Origin of the sequence: Streptomonospora litoralis, assembly GCF_004323735.1 — a bacterium.
Taxonomy (GTDB): Bacteria; Actinomycetota; Actinomycetes; order Streptosporangiales; family Streptosporangiaceae; genus Streptomonospora; species Streptomonospora litoralis.
This window is the reverse complement of sequence record NZ_CP036455.1, coordinates 2,245,350-2,261,109: the sequence shown is the minus strand read 5'-3', so window position 1 is coordinate 2,261,109 and position 15,760 is coordinate 2,245,350. Positions and strand designations below refer to the sequence as shown.

General features: G+C 70.9%; 14 protein-coding genes. 7 read left to right on the top strand and 7 right to left on the bottom strand.

Translation table 11 applies throughout. From position 1 onward, the window contains the following. Positions 1 to 162 precede the first annotated feature (162 nt). Both EKD16_RS09780 and EKD16_RS09775 read right to left on the bottom strand, forming a co-directional pair. The gene (locus EKD16_RS09780; RefSeq protein WP_131098099.1) at positions 163 to 1,158 is read right to left on the bottom strand and encodes a C40 family peptidase; all 996 of its coding nucleotides are present in this window, start codon (positions 1,156 to 1,158) and stop codon (positions 163 to 165) included. Between the two features lie 411 nt (positions 1,159 to 1,569). Then, entirely contained in the window at positions 1,570 to 3,009 is a 1,440-nt protein-coding gene (locus tag EKD16_RS09775) for an NYN domain-containing protein (protein ID WP_131098098.1), read from the bottom strand. Positions 3,010 to 3,423: 414 nt separating this feature from the next. Between EKD16_RS09775 and EKD16_RS09770 the strand changes: the two genes are divergently transcribed. From EKD16_RS09770 to EKD16_RS09760, 3 genes are all read left to right on the top strand, one after another. Further along, positions 3,424 to 5,172 carry a DEDD exonuclease domain-containing protein gene (locus EKD16_RS09770; RefSeq protein WP_131098097.1) on the top strand — a complete coding sequence of 583 codons (1,749 nt, stop codon included), beginning with the start codon at positions 3,424 to 3,426 and terminating at the stop codon, positions 5,170 to 5,172. Positions 5,173 to 5,245: 73 nt separating this feature from the next. Beyond that, the gene (locus tag EKD16_RS09765) at positions 5,246 to 6,007 is read left to right on the top strand and encodes a rhomboid family intramembrane serine protease (RefSeq protein ID WP_131098096.1); all 762 of its coding nucleotides are present in this window, start codon (positions 5,246 to 5,248) and stop codon (positions 6,005 to 6,007) included. Between the two features lie 41 nt (positions 6,008 to 6,048). Then, positions 6,049 to 6,327, top strand: a complete 279-nt coding sequence (locus EKD16_RS09760) for an Lrp/AsnC family transcriptional regulator (RefSeq protein ID WP_131098095.1) — start codon at positions 6,049 to 6,051, stop codon at positions 6,325 to 6,327. A gap of 537 nt (positions 6,328 to 6,864) precedes the next feature. On the opposite strand, the gene EKD16_RS09755 is transcribed toward EKD16_RS09760, so the two are convergent. The 5 genes from EKD16_RS09755 to EKD16_RS09735 all read right to left on the bottom strand — a co-directional run bounded on the left by EKD16_RS09755 (position 6,865) and on the right by EKD16_RS09735 (position 10,723). Continuing rightward, positions 6,865 to 7,044, bottom strand: coding sequence for a DUF397 domain-containing protein (locus tag EKD16_RS09755; protein WP_131098094.1), 180 nt, complete (start codon positions 7,042 to 7,044; stop codon positions 6,865 to 6,867). After that, positions 7,028 to 7,846, bottom strand: a complete 819-nt coding sequence (locus tag EKD16_RS09750; protein ID WP_131098093.1) for a helix-turn-helix domain-containing protein — start codon at positions 7,844 to 7,846, stop codon at positions 7,028 to 7,030. The genes EKD16_RS09755 and EKD16_RS09750 overlap by 17 nt, the downstream gene beginning before the upstream one ends. A gap of 629 nt (positions 7,847 to 8,475) precedes the next feature. Next, positions 8,476 to 8,685: a hypothetical protein gene (locus EKD16_RS09745; protein WP_131098092.1), complete on the bottom strand. Its 210-nt coding sequence runs from the start codon at positions 8,683 to 8,685 to the stop codon at positions 8,476 to 8,478. Between the two features lie 126 nt (positions 8,686 to 8,811). Further along, positions 8,812 to 9,879, bottom strand: coding sequence for an anthranilate phosphoribosyltransferase (gene trpD, locus EKD16_RS09740; protein ID WP_242677317.1), 1,068 nt, complete (start codon positions 9,877 to 9,879; stop codon positions 8,812 to 8,814). Positions 9,880 to 10,282: 403 nt separating this feature from the next. After that, the gene (locus EKD16_RS09735) at positions 10,283 to 10,723 is read right to left on the bottom strand and encodes a hypothetical protein (RefSeq protein WP_131098090.1); all 441 of its coding nucleotides are present in this window, start codon (positions 10,721 to 10,723) and stop codon (positions 10,283 to 10,285) included. 405 nt (positions 10,724 to 11,128) lie between these two features. On the opposite strand from EKD16_RS09735, the gene ctaE reads away from it, so the two are divergent. From ctaE to qcrB, 4 genes are read left to right on the top strand one after another with little or no spacing between them, the layout of a single operon-like run. Further along, positions 11,129 to 11,755, top strand: coding sequence for an aa3-type cytochrome oxidase subunit III (gene ctaE, locus EKD16_RS09730; protein WP_165498541.1), 627 nt, complete (start codon positions 11,129 to 11,131; stop codon positions 11,753 to 11,755). Between the two features lie 17 nt (positions 11,756 to 11,772). Then, a complete protein-coding gene (gene qcrC / locus EKD16_RS09725) occupies positions 11,773 to 12,705 on the top strand; it encodes a cytochrome bc1 complex diheme cytochrome c subunit (protein WP_131098088.1) in 933 nt (310 codons plus the stop codon). Beyond that, positions 12,698 to 13,825 (top strand): cytochrome bc1 complex Rieske iron-sulfur subunit, encoded by a 1,128-nt coding sequence (gene qcrA, locus EKD16_RS09720; RefSeq protein ID WP_131098087.1) that lies wholly within the window; start codon positions 12,698 to 12,700, stop codon positions 13,823 to 13,825. Before qcrC ends, qcrA begins: the two co-directional genes overlap by 8 nt. 3 nt (positions 13,826 to 13,828) lie before the next feature. Further along, entirely contained in the window at positions 13,829 to 15,505 is a 1,677-nt protein-coding gene (gene qcrB / locus EKD16_RS09715; RefSeq protein ID WP_131098086.1) for a cytochrome bc1 complex cytochrome b subunit, read from the top strand. Positions 15,506 to 15,760: the final 255 nt, after the last annotated feature.

Below are 15,760 nucleotides of genomic sequence, written 5' to 3'. Positions count from 1 at the left end.
GGAACCATCCGCATCCCAAACGAGCACCAAGTCGCCCCGGCCGCCGCGAAGCGGCGCAGACCGCGGCCCGGCGCCCGTGGCCGCTCCCCGCCCGGGATATGACGATCGGCACACACGTCCCGGCAACGGCACACCGCGGCCGCCCCGGGCGAACCGCTTTGCTTACGGACGGACGCCGAACTGGAACTGGCTGTCCCAGTAGCCCGACAGCGACACGACCTCGACGTTCCTGCCGGTGCGCGGCGCGTGCACCATCTGCCCGTTTCCGACGTAGAGGCCGTCGTGGCCCAGGCCGCCGTAGAAGAAGACGATGTCGCCCGGCTGCAGCTGATCCCGGCTGACGCGGTGGCCGACCTCGGCCTGGCCGTAGGTGGTGCGCGGCAGGCTCACCCCGGCGGCGCCCCACGCGCGCATCACCAGGCCGGAGCAGTCGTAGCTGCTGGGGCCCGTGGCGCCGTAGACGTAGGGCTTTCCCACCTGGGCGAAGGCGAAGTCGAGGGCGGCGCGGGCGTTACCGGAGGCCGGGCCGGTGTAGGACGCACCGGCGGAGTCGTCGCCTCCGGACGCGGGCTCGGCCTCGGGGAACTCGGCGAGCAGGTCCTCCTGCTCGTCGATCTTCTCCTCGACCTCGTCCTTCTTCTGCTCGATCTCGTCCTTCTTGTCCTTGGCCTCCGCAAGGGCGGAATCCGCCTCGTCCTTCAGCCGGAACAGGCGCTCGGAGGAGTCGCTGAAGTCGTCCAGCTTCTCCTTCTGGTGCTCCGAGAGGTAGCCGATGTCGGCCGACTGGGCCAGCAGGTCCTCGGGCGAGCCGGTGTTGATGACCGTCGACGGCGCGGAGAGGTCGCTGCCCTGATAGGCGGCGCTGGCGAACTCCGCGACGTCGTCGCGCAGCTTCTCGTAGCGCTCCTGCTCGTCGCCGACCCGCTCCTTCAGGTCGTCGGCCTTCTCCTTGGCGGCGTCGTAGTCCTCTTTGGCCTTGTTGTAGTCCTGGACGATGCCGTCGGCCTGCTCCTGGAGCTCGCCGAGCTTGGACTCGACCTCCTCCTGGGTCGGCTCGGCATAGGCGACCCCGGAAGGCACGATGAGGCCTCCGGCGGCGACGACCCCGAAACCGGTCGCGAGCCGGCGGGCCGTGCGCCGACCACCTGTGCTCGTCATGGCGGTCCACGCTCCTTACGGGTCAGTCCACATGCGGGACGAGGGGGCAGTGCGGTTACCGGAGAGGCCGCGCAGCGCCGCGTGAGCGGGACCGCGGGCACGGCGTTCAAGCCTTTCGGACAAGCGCGGCGGCGGATCACCGCTGCCCGCTCCGGGGAAGGAACTCCCCGCGGCACGCCGGTCCGGGCGGACACGCCGTCGTGTCCGCCACCGCGACACCCGCCTGCGACGCGGGAAACCGATCAAGCTCCGCGTAGAACTTAGCGGACCGCACGGGCCACCTCAACCACAGCGGCAGGCCCGTCACCCGGCGCACACGGCGATTTCGCAACGCGCGGGCCTCGCGCCGGGCTCGTTGCGGGCTCGTGCCGGGCCGCGGCCCGGCACGAGCCAAGCGCCGCGGATACGGGCTCACCCGCCCAGCCGGCGCAGCAGCAGCGCCGAGGAGACGGTGCGCGCGCCCTCGCGGCGCACCGCGGCGACGATCTCCTGGTCGGAGGTGACCACGGCCAGCGGCCGCCCCCGCGGCTCGGCGCGCACCAGGCGGATGATCAGCTCGTCGGCGGTCTCCTCCGGCGCGCTGAACAGCAGCCGCACGCGGCGCGTCGCGGAGAGCACCGGCGGCGTACCGACGTCGGCGCCGTCGAAGACGCAGGTGATCTCCGCCTTGGTGCGGCTGGCGAGCCCTTCGAGGGACGACAGCAGGCGGCTGCGCTGGTCGGCCAGCGGAAGGGTGCCGTAGCCGGTCTTGGTGACGTTGTAGCCGTCCACGAGCAGGTGCATCCGGGGCAAGCCGAGCAGTTCGTCGACCAGGCCGGGGTCGTCGTCGGGCAGCCCGCGGCCGGGCACCGCAGCGGCTTCCTCGGCCGGGCGCTGTTCGGCGACCAGGTCGGCCGGGCTCTCGATGGACGTGGGCAGCGCGAGCTCGCGACGCAGCCCGTGAGCGGCTTCCAGCAGCACGTCGAGCAGGACACGCAGCCGCGCCTCGTCGGCGCTGCGGCCCGCGCGGGCGGCGCGGCGGGCGTTCTCCACCTGGGTCTCGGCCGCCGCGAGACGGTTGCGCAACCGGCGGTTCTCCGCCTCCACCGCGTTGACCTGACCGGTCGTGGTGGCATCGCGGTCCGCCGCCTCCGCAACCGCCTGCTCGGCCTCGCTGACCGCCTCCTTGGCGCGCTCGCGCTCGGTGTGCAGCCTGCGGCGCAGGTCGGCGATGGTGCTGCGGTGGTCCTTCAGTTCGCTGCGCAGCCGCGACAGCTCCTCGCGGCGGCTGTTTCTGGCCTCCTCCAACTGGCGGCGCAGCTCGGCGATGGTCTCGGCCGCGTCACCGGCCTCCTTCGCGCTCTCCTGGCGATCCAGCTCCTCGCGGACGCGGTCCACGATCCGCCGCCACCCGTCCGGACGCAGCAGGTAGGCGGCCGCGGCCACCGCGACCGGGTCGGCCGCGGGCGGGACCACGCCCCGGCGCAGCTCCTCGGCCAACTCCGGCCAGACCTGCTCGACCCGTTCGCCCACCCGGGCGCGGAAATCCGCGTCCGATTCCAGCTGCGCCGCGATCTGGGGCCCGGCCAGGCGCGCGCGGCGGCGCGGCTCGAACTTGGCGACGCGGCGCAGCACCGGCGGCAGATTTGCCGCCCGCATTCCGCCCAGGACTTCGGAGCCGTACTCGATGATGCGGGTGCGCACCGCATCCGGCAGCGGGCGCTGGGTGCCGTCGCCGTCGCTTTGGCCGTCGTCGGGACGGTCCGGGCTGTCCGGGTTGTCCAAGCTGTCCGGACTGTCGGGGCCGCCGGTCTCCCCGGCCGCCGCTGCGGCGTCGCCGGGACCGCGCTGCCCGGCCGCCTCCGAACTCATGTCCACTCCGCTGCGCCGACGGGACCGGTACCGGCCGAGGACGCGCCCACCGTACGGCCGCCGACGCGCTGCGACGCGCCGCGGCCGACGGGACCGATGCGGGTGGTGCGGCGCCGGCACCGGGGCCGAGCCGGATCTCGCACAGCCGTCTCCTTTCGCTCCTGCTGAAATGCGCGCCGCCGGATCCGGGGCGCGCCGCGCCGAACGGCCGCGACCAGCGCGGTCGGCGACCTCGCGCGGGGTCTGGGCAATCTTTCCACGGAGCACACCCCGGAAACCGTCCGAACCGCGCACCCGGACGCGGCGCGCGACACCCGCACACCCGCCCCCGGAGGCGGCCCCACCTGCACCGACAGCCGCCGCAGCGACCCTCCCCGCCGCGGTTCGGTCATATCCGGCGATTACCCTGGCCGGGTGGCCGAGCAGCACACCCCCGTTCAAGGCACCCTCGACGACCTGGGCACTCCTCTGTCGGAGAGCACGTTCGTCGTCGTCGACCTGGAAACCACCGGAACACGCGCCGACGCCGCGGGCATCACCGAGATCGGCGCGGTCAAGGTACGCGGCGGCGAGGTTGTGGGCGAGTTCTCCACACTGGTCAACCCCGGCCTGCCCATCCCGCCGTTCATCACCCTGCTCACCGGCATCACCCAGGCCATGGTCGCCCCGGCGCCGGCCGTCGACGCGGTGCTGCCCGGGTTCCTGGAGTTCGCCGGTTTGGAGCGCGGCGCCATCCTGGTGGCGCACAACGCCCCCTTCGACGTCGGTTTCCTGCGGGCCGCCTGCGCCGAGCACGGCCACGACTGGCCCTCCCCCCAGGTCGTCGACACGGTCCGGCTGGCCCGCCGGCTCGTCACCCGCGAGGAGGTGCCCAACCACAAGCTCGGCACGCTCGCCGGCTACTTCGGTGTGCCCGACCAGCCCACCCACCGCGCCCTCGACGACGCCCGCGCCACCGTGGGCGTGCTGCACGGACTGCTGGAGCGCCTGGGCTCCTTCGGTGTCGACACCGCCGAGGAACTGCGCCGGTTCCGCTCGGCGCCCACCGCGGCCCAGCGCGGCAAGCGCCGCATCGCCGAGAACGTCCCCGCGGCCCCCGGCGTCTACGTCTTCACCGACGCCAAGGGCGACGCCCTGTACGTGGGCAAGAGCACCAACCTGCGCCGCCGCGTGCGCACCTACTTCACGGGCTCGGAGAAGCGCGGGCGCATCCGCGAGATGGCGGCGCTGGTCGAAGGGGTCACCCCCATCGTCTGCGAGACCGGGCTGGAGGCCGAGGTCCGCGAACTGCGGCTGATCGCCGAGCGCAAGCCGCCCTACAACCGGCGCTCACGCAACCCGGAGCGCTCCCCCTGGCTGAAGCTCACCCGCGAGGACTTCCCGCGGCTGTCGATCGTGCGCGCCGTGCGCGACGACGGCGCGCCCTACCTGGGCCCCTTCGGCTCCGCGCGTGCGGCCGAGCGCGCCCGCGAGGCGCTGCACCAGGCGTTTCCGCTACGCCAGTGCACCCGGCGCATCACGCCGAAGAACCCGACGGCCGCCTGCGTGCTGTTCGAGCTGGGCCGCTGCGGCGCGCCGTGCTCGGGCGCCGAATCCGCGGCGGACTACGCCGTGCACGCCGATGCCGCGCAGTCGGCCATGACCGCCGACCCTTCGGCTGTCGTCGAGCGCATCACCGCCCAGATCTCGGAACTGTCGGCGCAACTGCGCTACGAGGAGGCCGCCGACCACCGCGACCGGCTGGCCGCCTTCCTCACCGCCGCGGCGCGCAGCCAGCGCCTCGCCGCGCTGTCGGCCATCCCCGAACTGGTCGCGGCGGCACCCGCCAGCGGCGACTCCGGCGCCCTGCGCCCCGGATGGGAGGTACACGTCGTCCGCCACGGGCGGCTGGTCAACAGCGGCCTGATGGAGCCGGGCGCCGACGCCGCGGAGTTCGTCTCGGCCCTGACGGGCACCGCGGAGTCGGTCTTCCCCGGTCCGGGCCCCGCGCCGTGCGCCAGCGCCTGGGAGATGGAATGCGTGCTGCGCTGGCTTGAGGGCCCCGGCGTGCGGCTGGCCGAATCCACCGAAGGCTGGACATGCCCCGTCAACGGGGCGGAGAAGTATCGCCACCTGACAGACTGGGACCGCGGCGGCGGCCTGTCGGCGCTTTCGCACCGCTGACGCCCGCGCCGGCGGGGCGATTCCGGCCGCCCCGCGCCCGCAGTGGCCCGGAGTCCTCGCCCAAGGAGTGCAGATGGCGGGTATCCCGCTGAGTGACGACTACCCGGTACGGCGCGTGCCCACGGTGACCTACGCGCTCATCGCCGCGAACGTCGTCGCCTACCTCGTCTCGCCGCTGTCGCTGCTGGCCTTCTGGTACGGGGGCCAGGCTCTGCCCCGCGAGTGCGCCGTCGAGCACTACTTCCTGCGCTGGGCGGCCGTCCCGGTGGAGTTGCTGGGCGGTGCCCAGGTCGAGGGGTCCGACGTCTGCCCCGACCCCGGCCATACCAAGGTCGCCTGGGTGTCGGCCTTCACATCCATGTTCATGCACGGCGGTCCGGCCCACCTCATCGGCAACATGGTCTACCTGTTCGTCTTCGGGCCGGTCGTGGAGGACCGCCTGGGCCGGCTGCGCTACCTCGGCCTCTACTTGGGCGGCGGGCTGGTGGCCACCTACGCGTTCGCCCTCAGCCAGGCGTCGGCGGAGATCCCGCTGGTGGGCGCGTCGGGCGCCATCTCCGCCGTGCTCGGCGCCTACCTGCTCGTGCAGCACCGCAGCCGGGTCGTCACCCTGGTGTTCATCGTGGTCCCGGTGCGCCTGCCCGGCTGGGCGCTCGTGGGCACCTACTTCGTCCTCCAGTATTTTCTCTACATCAGCATGTCGACCTATCCCGGCTCGGAGAGCGGCGTCGCCTACGCGGCCCACGTCTACGGCTTCATCGCCGGGGTCCTCGGCGCGCTGCTGATGCACCGCATACGCTGGCGCTCCGGCATGCGCCGCTCGGACGTGTACTGAGCCCGCCGGACCGCCAGGCCGACCGACCAGGAGGAGCCCCTGTGATCACCGCGATCGTCATGATCAAGGCCGATGTCGCCCGCATCCCCGAGGTCGCCGAGGCGATCGCCGAGATCAGCGGTGTCAGCGAGGTCTACTCGGTCACCGGCGGCGTCGACCTGATCGCCATGGTGCGCGTGCGCGGCCACGAGGACCTGGCCGAGGTCATCCCCGGCCACGTCAACAAGGTCCCGGGCGTGCTGGGCTCCGACACCCACATCGCCTTCCACGCCTACTCCAACCACGACCTGGAGGCGGCGTTCTCGCTGGGGATGGAGTAGTAGTACTTCGTTACGTGCGTCGCTGGTGGCGGTAGGCGGGGAAGGCACCCCGGACAAGGCGGCCCGGGCCCGCTGGGCGGCCTTGTGGCCTGCCGGGCGGAGGGTGGTCTGGAGGAAAAGCGGCGGCGACGGCGGCAGCGGGGCGGGCCCGCGCCCACCGGGCCGGGTGCCCGCCGGTTGGGCGCCCGACGGCGCGCCGAGAACGGCTCCAGGGACAGTCTCGACGCCGAAAGTGTCCCTGAAGTAAGACTCGGTGCTGATCGGGCGTTCGGATGTCCCGAGCCCCGCCCGGCCACGGGAGCGGAACAGCGCCGGCGCGGGCGGGAGGGGCCGCCGCCGTTGCCGCCGCTTTTCAGCTCAGGCGGCCCGCCACCCGCCTGGCGCCAAGGCCGCACAGCAGGCCCGAGGCGCCGTCGGCGTGCCGAGCCGTGCGCGGGCGGGCCGAAGACCGCACGCCCGAGTCGACCGGGTCGGCACACGGAATTCAGGAACGTAACGAAGTACTAGTAGTCCGCTGTCCCCGAAGGGGGTGCCGCGCTACAGCCGGTCGGCTTCGGCCAGGAATGCCCGCCACTCGGCGGTCCCGAAGCTGAGGTGGCCGAGGTCGGGGGTCCGGGAGTCGCGCACGTCGATCCACGCGCGAGCTGCGGCCACGCGGACCTCGACACACTCGCCCCCGCTGTTGTTGCTGTAGCTCGACTTAGTCCACGTGTCCATACCTCTCCTTGTTGATGCGGCGAATGAGGATGATCGACTCGGCTGGGGAGACCGCCTCGGCCGAGATGAAACCGAACAGTCGCGACAGTTCGTTCACGCGCTCGGGTGCGTCGAACAGGGTACTGCCAACGGTGTGCTCCACGAATGCGACGGTTTGCGTCTCGTTAAGCGTCATCACGCGGAAGGCGTCACACAGTCCGACCGCTCCGCGTTCGCTAGGTAGCACCTGAACACGGATGCGCTCTTCTTCGGCCTGACGCGCGATCTCGTCGAGTTGGTGCTGCATCACCGCGGGGATGCCCACAGGCTGCTCGAACACCGCTTGGCGGATCACGAACCATAGAAGCGGTTCTGTTTGAGCGAGCCGCCCGAGTCTCTCGGTGCGTGTCTTGACCAGGTTCCGCACGCGCTCGGAGTTGGATCGGCCCAGACGGGCGGCTATCAGCGCTCTGGCGTAGTCCTCTGTCTGCAAGAGCCCGGGAACGACGAGCGGTTGGTAGTGCCTGATCTCATGGGCTCGGCGCTCCATCAGGATCTCGTCGCGGAACCATTCGGGAACATCTCTGCGGTTGACCAGTTCGTTACGGAGCCGCGTCAGCGCTCCGCCTGTAGATAAGACAGCATCCAGTTGTTCCACAATGTCCTGATTGGGCATTCTGCGCCCCGTCTCCCAAGAGCTGACGGTGACTGCGGACACGTGTAGCGCATCGGCTAGCTCTTGCTGCGTTTTCCCAGCTAGATCACGCAGTCGTCGGCACTCGGCCCCCCAGCGCGCCCCGGATTCCTTCACTCGGTTCCCCATGCCTACAGATATACCGTTGAGCCCTTACAGATGTCTACATGCTTGACATGCATAGTGCGAGAAGGTGAATTCTATGGAGCTTGGGTTCTGACGGATGCAACCTGGGATGCAACCTGGGACTGCCAGCTCGGATGCTCACTACACGCTAACCAGAGCATCCGGAATTGTCTGCACCTTCCCTACATGCATCAGCGCAGGGAATGTAGACCTCGTAGCCGGCGTCAGCACCGAAGGGAACCCTGTACCGATGCCCAAGCCACCCGCGCCCATTACCACCCACAGCACCCCGGAGACACCGCCACCCCCGCCCCTCCCCCACGCGGACCGCCCCGACCTCCCCGAGGAGCTACTCCCCCTGCACGAGGAATACGGCGCGTGGTGGGTGCTCAGTTACCAACCGCTGTGCCCAACGGCCCCCTACACCGCCCGCCCACGAGCCGCAGACGGCGCCGATCGGCGCCCTCAGACCCTGCGCACCGACACCGTCAGCATGCTCGCCCGCGTCCTCGACGCGGCCGCTTCCGAGAAGTACGGCGAAGAAGGCGACGACGGCCATGCCGACGCACCGGCAGCACGCACACCGCCGCCCGCGGCCCTCGGCGTCGGGGACCGCGGGCGGCGGGATGCGGCTACTCGGAGGGCTGCGGGAGGTCGGGGCACTCGATGGTCGGGTTGACGCCCACGTAGTTCAGCGGGCCGGCGGCGATCGTCGTCAGAGTGCTGCCGATGGTCGCGCAGTTGGCCTCGTCGGCGCTGAAGTAGCCGCGCTGGATGGCCGCGAGCAGGCCGATGAGCAGCCAGATGACCACGACGGTCGGGATGACGACTCTACTGCGCACTACTGCCTCCTGGGGGTGGGGGACAAAAGGGGTCGAAGCGGCTGTACCGATGTCGCAGACGGCTTACCCCGTTAGCGAGCGATGTCACCACCCTTGTGCCGCGTCCTCCGCAAGGCCGGCGGCGGCTCAGCCCTGTTTGGCGTAGGACTGGCTGATCTCCACCCAGTTGTCCAGCACCCGGGCGGCGGCGCCGCTGTCCAGGGCGTCGCGGGCGGTCTCCAGGGCCGTGCCCAGGACCTCGGCGGCCCCCGCCGTACCGAACCCGGGCAGTGTGGTGGCCACCGCCGCCGCCGCGTTGAGCAGCACGGCGCCGCGCACGGCCGCGCTCGCGCCGGGACCGCCGGAGACCAGCTCGCGCACGACGCGGGCGTTGTACTCGACGTCGCCGCCGCGCAGCGCGCCCGGATCGGCGCGCTCGATCCCGAGTTCAGCGGGGTCGACGCGCTCGTGGACCACCCGGCCCTCGTGCACCGACCAGACCCGCGAGGTGGTCGTCGTGGTCAGCTCGTCCAGCCCGTCGTCGCCGCGGAAGACCATCGCCGAGGCGCCGCGCCGCGCGAAGACGCCGGCGATCGTCTCGCACATGCCCTCGTCGAAGACGCCGACGGCGCCGGAGGTCGGGCGCGCCGGGTTGGTCAGCGGGCCCAGGAAGTTGAAGACGGTGGGCACGCCCAGCTCCTTGCGCGTCTTGGACGCGTGGCGCAGCGAGGGGTGGAAAAGCGGAGCGAAGCAGAAGGTGATGCCGGCCTCTTCGGCGACCCGCGCCGTCTGCTCGGGCGCGAGGTCGATGACCACGCCCAGCCGCTCCAGCACGTCGGCCGTGCCGCAGGAGGACGACGCGGCGCGGTTGCCGTGCTTGACGACCTTCGCCCCCGCCGCCGCGGCCACGATGGCCGCCATGGTCGAGATGTTCACGGTGTGGGCGCGGTCGCCGCCGGTACCGACGATGTCGACCGTCCGGCCGGGGACCGAGATCTGCACGGCGTGGGCGAACATGCCCTCCGCCAGCCCGGTGACCTCGGCGACCTCGGCGCCCTTGGCGCGCAGCGCCACCGCGAAACCCGCGATCTGCACGTCGGTGGCGGAGCCGGACATGATCTCGTCCATGGCCCAGGCGGTGTCGTCGGCGGAGAGCGGCCGGCCCTCAAGCAGCGCGGTGATCAGCTCGGACCAGGTGCGTTCGGTGGTGCTCACGTGGATGCTCCTCGGGGGACTCGTCCCCGTGGTGGGACGACAAGGCGGACGGGCGGGCGGATACGGCCGATGACGGGAAAAGAGATGTTCAGCCGCGCCATCGCGAAGTGCTTGCCCCGTGGTTCCCCCTGCCGGGAGAGAAGCGAAGTTCCGTGCCCCGCGGGACGCTCGCCCCGTGGCCGCCGCTGCCCGGCGAGAACCGCGCCGCGGCCGCGGGGAGGGGCCTCGTTCTCCGGTGCGCGGCGCCGCCGCGGATGCGCGGGGTGCGGGCGCCGCGGCGGGCCGCGTCTGCGCTGTGCACCATCGGATACGTCTCTCGCTCGGCTGGCTCCGTCCGCCCGGCTGTTCGCCGGGAGCGGGTGTCGGCGCCGCCGGCCGGCGGCGCCGATCCTCGCGTCGGAGACTACCCGAGGGCCGCCGTCTCGGCCGCCTGCTCGCGCATCAGCTCGGCCAGCGCCTCGGCGAGGGCGACCGGGTCGATCGGGTGGCTGACGACCTTGTCGGCGCGCGACCAGGCGGCGAGCCAGCCGTCGTCGCGGCGTCCGATGATCAGCAGCACCGGCGGGCAGCGGTAGATCTCGTCCTTCACCTGCCGGCACACGCCCATGCCGCCCGCCGGGGCCGTCTCGCCGTCGAAGATCGCGACGTCGATTCCGCCGTCCTCCATGCGCGCCAGCACGCCCGGTGCGGTCGCGCACTCGACGAACTCGACCTTGGGCACGTCGGCGGCCGGCCTGCGCCCCACCGCCGCGCGCACCTGGTCGCGGGTGCCGGGCTTGTCGCTGTAGAGGAGCACGCGCATCCGCGGTGCGGACTCCGCGGAGCCGGGGCCGTTGGTCGCCATGGTCAACCGTCACCATCCCTGTACGTCACGGCCGCCCCGGTGCGCCTGGGGTGCGCGCCGGGGGCTGCGGGCCGGCGCCCGCGGCCGTGGAGTTGAGACCTTCGCCACCTCAGCATGCCACCGCCGCCGCCCCCCTGGCCATTCCGGAGGCGGGCCGCCGCGCTCCCGCGGTGAAAAGCCGCGCCCCGCCGGCCCCCACTCGCCCCGCGAACCGCCGACACGCCCGCCGACTCGCACGGAGGCCGTGACTCCGAGCGCCGGGCGCGCTATCCTCGCTGCAGCCGGGGTTCTTCCGGCCGGGTCGCCCCACCCGGCCGTCGCGGACCGATACCGTTGTCGCGGCAGATCGGGCGCCTTTCGGGGGGTCGTGCACCAACCTTCGCGGGATGCCGTAATAATGCTCCCGTGGCGACAGCAACCGCGAATCAACCGACAGGACCGACACCGTTGCACGGTGCGGCAAAGCGACCTGACCTGGTGAGCGTTGGCACCATCGTTTGGCTTGCCAACGAGCTCATGTTCTTCGCTGCGCTGTTCGCGATGTACTACACCATCCGATCGGTGACGAAAGGCAACCCCGACCTGGGCGAGTGGCCCGCCGCTCACCTGAACGTGCCGTACGCCTTGGTGATCACCATCATCCTGGTGGCCTCCAGCTTCACCGCTCAGGCCGGCGTCTGGGCCGCCGAGCGCGGTGACGTCCGGAAGCTCCGTATGTGGTTCTACATCACGTTCCTCATGGGCCTGGTCTTCGTACTCGGCCAGGCCTACGAGTACTACGAGCTCATCCACGTCGAGGGCCTGACCCTGCAGTCCAGCGCCTACGGCTCGATGTTCTACCTCACCACGGGTTTCCACGGTCTCCACGTCATCGGTGGGCTGATCGCGTTCCTGATCATGCTGGGACGCACGTACGCCGCGAAGCGCTTCACTCACCAGCAGGCGACCAGCGCCATCGTCGTGTCCTACTACTGGCACTTCGTCGACGTGGTCTGGATCGCTTTGTTCGCAACCATCTACTTCCTTCAGTGACCCGAAACGGGGAAACCGTGAAATGGATTACCGCGCGGCGACGGCATCCCCTAGCGGGGTATGCCGTCGTCATGCTCGCGCTCACGCTCTTCGGCGTGGGCTACGCCGTCATCGCGCCCAGCGCGGAGCGGGCCGAGGCCCAGACTCTGGCGGCTGAGGCCGCCGCAGGCGAGCAGCCGACCGCCGAGGACGTGGCCCAGGGCCGCGAGATCTGGACCAAGAGCTGCGCGAGCTGCCACGGCCCGGACGGCACGGGGGGCGAGGGCTACACCGGCCCCGACATCACCGGCGAGGGCGGCGCCGCCGTCGACTTCCAGGTCAGCACTGGCCGCATGCCGTCGACGAACCCCGACGCGCAGATGCCCCGCAAGCCTCCGGTGTACGACCAGGAGGCGATCGACGACCTCGTGGCCTACTACGAGGCGCAGATCGGCGAAGCGGGCGCACCCGAGGTGCCTTCCGCCGACATCCCCGGCAGCGCCCCCGTGCGCAACAACTTCGCCGACGAGGCCGCCTACGAGCAGGCCCTGGAGGAGTGGGAGTCCAAGTACGAGCAGTACCTTGAGGGCGCTCAAAGCACCGATGCGGGTATGCAGCTCTACCTCGCCAACTGCGCGCACTGCCACAGCTGGTCGGGCGAGGGCGGTGCGCTGACAGGCGGCCGCTGGGCGCCCGAGATCGGCGACGCCAGCCCGCGCCAGATCTACGAGGCCATGATCACCGGCCCCGGTGCGATGCCCGTGTTCAACGACACGACCGTCACCCCGGACGAAAAGCAGGAGCTGATCGCCTACGTCAAGGACCTCCAGGCCGAGCCGAACGCCGGCGGCATCTTCGACCTGAACAGGATCGGCCAGGTCGCCGAGGGCTTCATCGCCTGGACGGTCGGCCTCAGCCTGATCGTGGCCTGTGCGATCTGGATCACCGCGAAGCAGCGAGCCCATGACTGACGAAAACCGCAACCACGACACCGAACCGGGCGCGGGGGGACCCGAGCGGGTCATCGGGACCCCCCGGGGGGAGGACCGCGTCGTCACCGGCGCGGCCCCGGAGCACGAGGACCACGAGGGCCCCTACTCCGCCGCCGAGACCCACGGCCGCCCGGAGGAGATCCAGCGCAAGGGCGAGCGCACCGCCGCGATGTGGTTCACGATCGCCTTCGTGGGCGGGGTGGGCTTCCTGGTCTCCTACTTCCTGTTCCCGCCCAACGCCGAGGGCGAGCCTGCGATCGCGAATCCGCTGGTGGGCCAGTGGGCGAACATGCTGATGGGCGGCACGCTCACGCTGGCGCTGTTCGGCATCGGAGCGGGTATGACGGTGTGGGCGCGGCGCGTCATGCCGCACTACGAGGTGGCCAGCCCCTACGACGAACTGCCGTCGCCGCCGGAGCAGAAGAGCTCGTTCAGCGACTTCCTGATGCGCAGCGCCGACGAGAGCGGCTTCACCAAGCGGCCGCTGATGCGCCGCACGCTCCTGCTGGCCATGGCCCCGCTGGGGGTGGCGCCGATCGTGCTGCTGCGCGACACCGGCCCGCTCCCCCGCGAGAGCCTGCGCCACACGCTGTGGGAGCCGGGCATGCACATGGTCGTCGAGGGCGCCGAGCGCACCGGCGACAACAAGTGGATCCACCAGGACGACCTGCGCGACGGCAGCATGATCAGCGCGCTGCCCTACGTGGAGCCCACCGCGGCGCACCCGCACGGGCTGAGCCTCAACGACCAGGCCCAGACGGTCATCCTGCTGATCCGGATACCGGAGGAAGACTACAGCGAGGAGCTGACCCGGGAGCAGCGCAACTGGCTGCATAACGGGATCGTCGCCTACAGCAAGATCTGCACCCACGTGGGATGCCCCGCCGCGCTGTACGAGAGCGGCACGCACCGCATCCTGTGCCCGTGCCACCAGTCGACCTTCGACGCCGCCAACGGCGCCAAGATCACTTTCGGGCCGGCCAACCGGCCGCTGCCCCAGCTGCCCATTACAGTGGACGAAGAAGGGTACCTGGTGGCGGACGGCGACTTCTCCGAGCCGGTCGGGCCGACCTTCTGGGACGCGCAGAGGGGGAACTAGCCGATGAGTCGCACAACACAGGCGCCCAAGGCGCTGCGCAACGCCGGCAACTACATCGACGACCGGTTCCACCTCGCCAAGACCGGTGAGAAGCAGCTGCGCAAGGTCTTCCCGAACCACTGGTCGTTCATGCTGGGCGAGATCGCCCTGTATTCGTTCATCATCCTGCTCATCACGGGCGTCTTTCTGACCCTGTGGTTCAAGCCGAGCATGGCCGAGATCGTCTACGACGGCTCCTACGAGCGGCTGCAGGGTGTGCCGATGAGCGAGGCCTACGCCTCGACGCTGCACATCGATTTCGATGTGCGCGGCGGCTTCCTGGTCCGCCAGATCCACCACTGGGCCGCGCTGATCTTCGTCGCCGCGATGCTGGTGCACATGCTGCGGGTGTTCTTCACCGGCGCGTTCCGCAAGCCGCGTGAGATCAACTGGCTGATCGGCATCGCGATCTTCGGCCTGGCCATGCTCGAAGGCCTGTTCGGGTACTCGCTGCCCGACGACCTGCCCTCGGGCATGGGCGTGCGCATCCTGCAGGGCGTGATGATGGCGCTGCCGATCATCGGCCCCTACATCTCGATGTTCCTCTTCGGCGGCGCGTTCCCGGGCGAGGAGATCATCCCGCGGCTGTACATGCTGCACATCCTGCTGATCCCGGGCATCCTGCTCGCGCTGATCGGTGCGCACATCCTGATCCTGTGGCACCAGAAGCACACCCAGTACCCCGGCAAGGGGCGCTCGGAGAAGCAGGTCGTGGGCACGCCGATGATGCCGGCGTTCGCGGTCAAGGCGGGCGGGTTCTTCTTCTTCGTCTTCGCCGTCACCGCCGGACTCAGCGCGTTCGTGCAGATCAACCCGATCCACCTGTTCGGTCCGTTCACCCCCACCTCCATCACCTCCGGGCTGCAGCCCGACTGGTACATGGGCTTCATGGAGGGGTCGCTGCGGATCTTCCCGAACTGGTTCGACATCGACGTGGCGGGCTACTCGATCCCCACCGCCGTGCTGGTGCCCGGCCTGGTGATCCCCGGGCTCATCTTCGGCGCGATGGCGCTGTGGCCGTTCGTGGAGGCGTGGATCAGCGGCGACAAGCGGCACCACAACGTGGCCGACCGCCCGCGCAACGCCCCGGTGCGCACCGGGATGGGCGTCGCCGGCATCACCTTCTACGGCCTGCTGTGGCTGGCGGGGTCCAACGACATCCTGTCGGAGACCTTCTCCATCAGCCTCTACGCCACCACCTGGTTCTTCCGGATCACGGTGATCATCGGGCCGATCATCGGCTTCATCGTCACGAAGCGGGTCTGCCTGGGTCTGCAGCGGCGGGACCGGGAGCAGCTGGAGCACGGCTACGAGAGCGGTACCATCCAGCAGCTGCCCAGCGGCGAGTTCATCGAGGTGCACAAGGAGTCCACGGACGAGACCGTGCACGTGCTGGAGAGCAAGGAGCCGGTCTCCCGCGTCGACGTGCAGGCCCTCGACGAGAACGGCGTCGAGGCGCCGTCCTCGCGCGGGATCATGGGTCGGCTGCGCGCGCGGCTGGCCGACTGGTACACGCGCGACAACGTCTCCTTCGAGGGCGTGGAGCCGCACACCGGCCACCACCTGCACCACGAACTGCACGAGCAGGAGGAGTACATCTCCGACGAGGCCAAGTCCCGGGAGGAGGCCGGCCTGGCCTGACGCCGGTCGCTCCCCCACGCACAGCAGGAGGGCCCGGCACCCCGCGGGGTGCCGGGCCCTCCTGCTGTGCTGCGCCGTCCCGCTACGCGCCGCCCTCCGCCCGTTGCGCTCGGCGTATACGGCTACGGGAGCGGACCACCGTCGATCCGGCTCTCCTCGCGCCGCTGAGCCGCCCTCTGCGCCGTTCACAGGACCCCGGGCGGGGCGGGGGGCGCCGCGGGCAGCGGCGGGGCCCGACGCGCGCCTCTGCGGCCC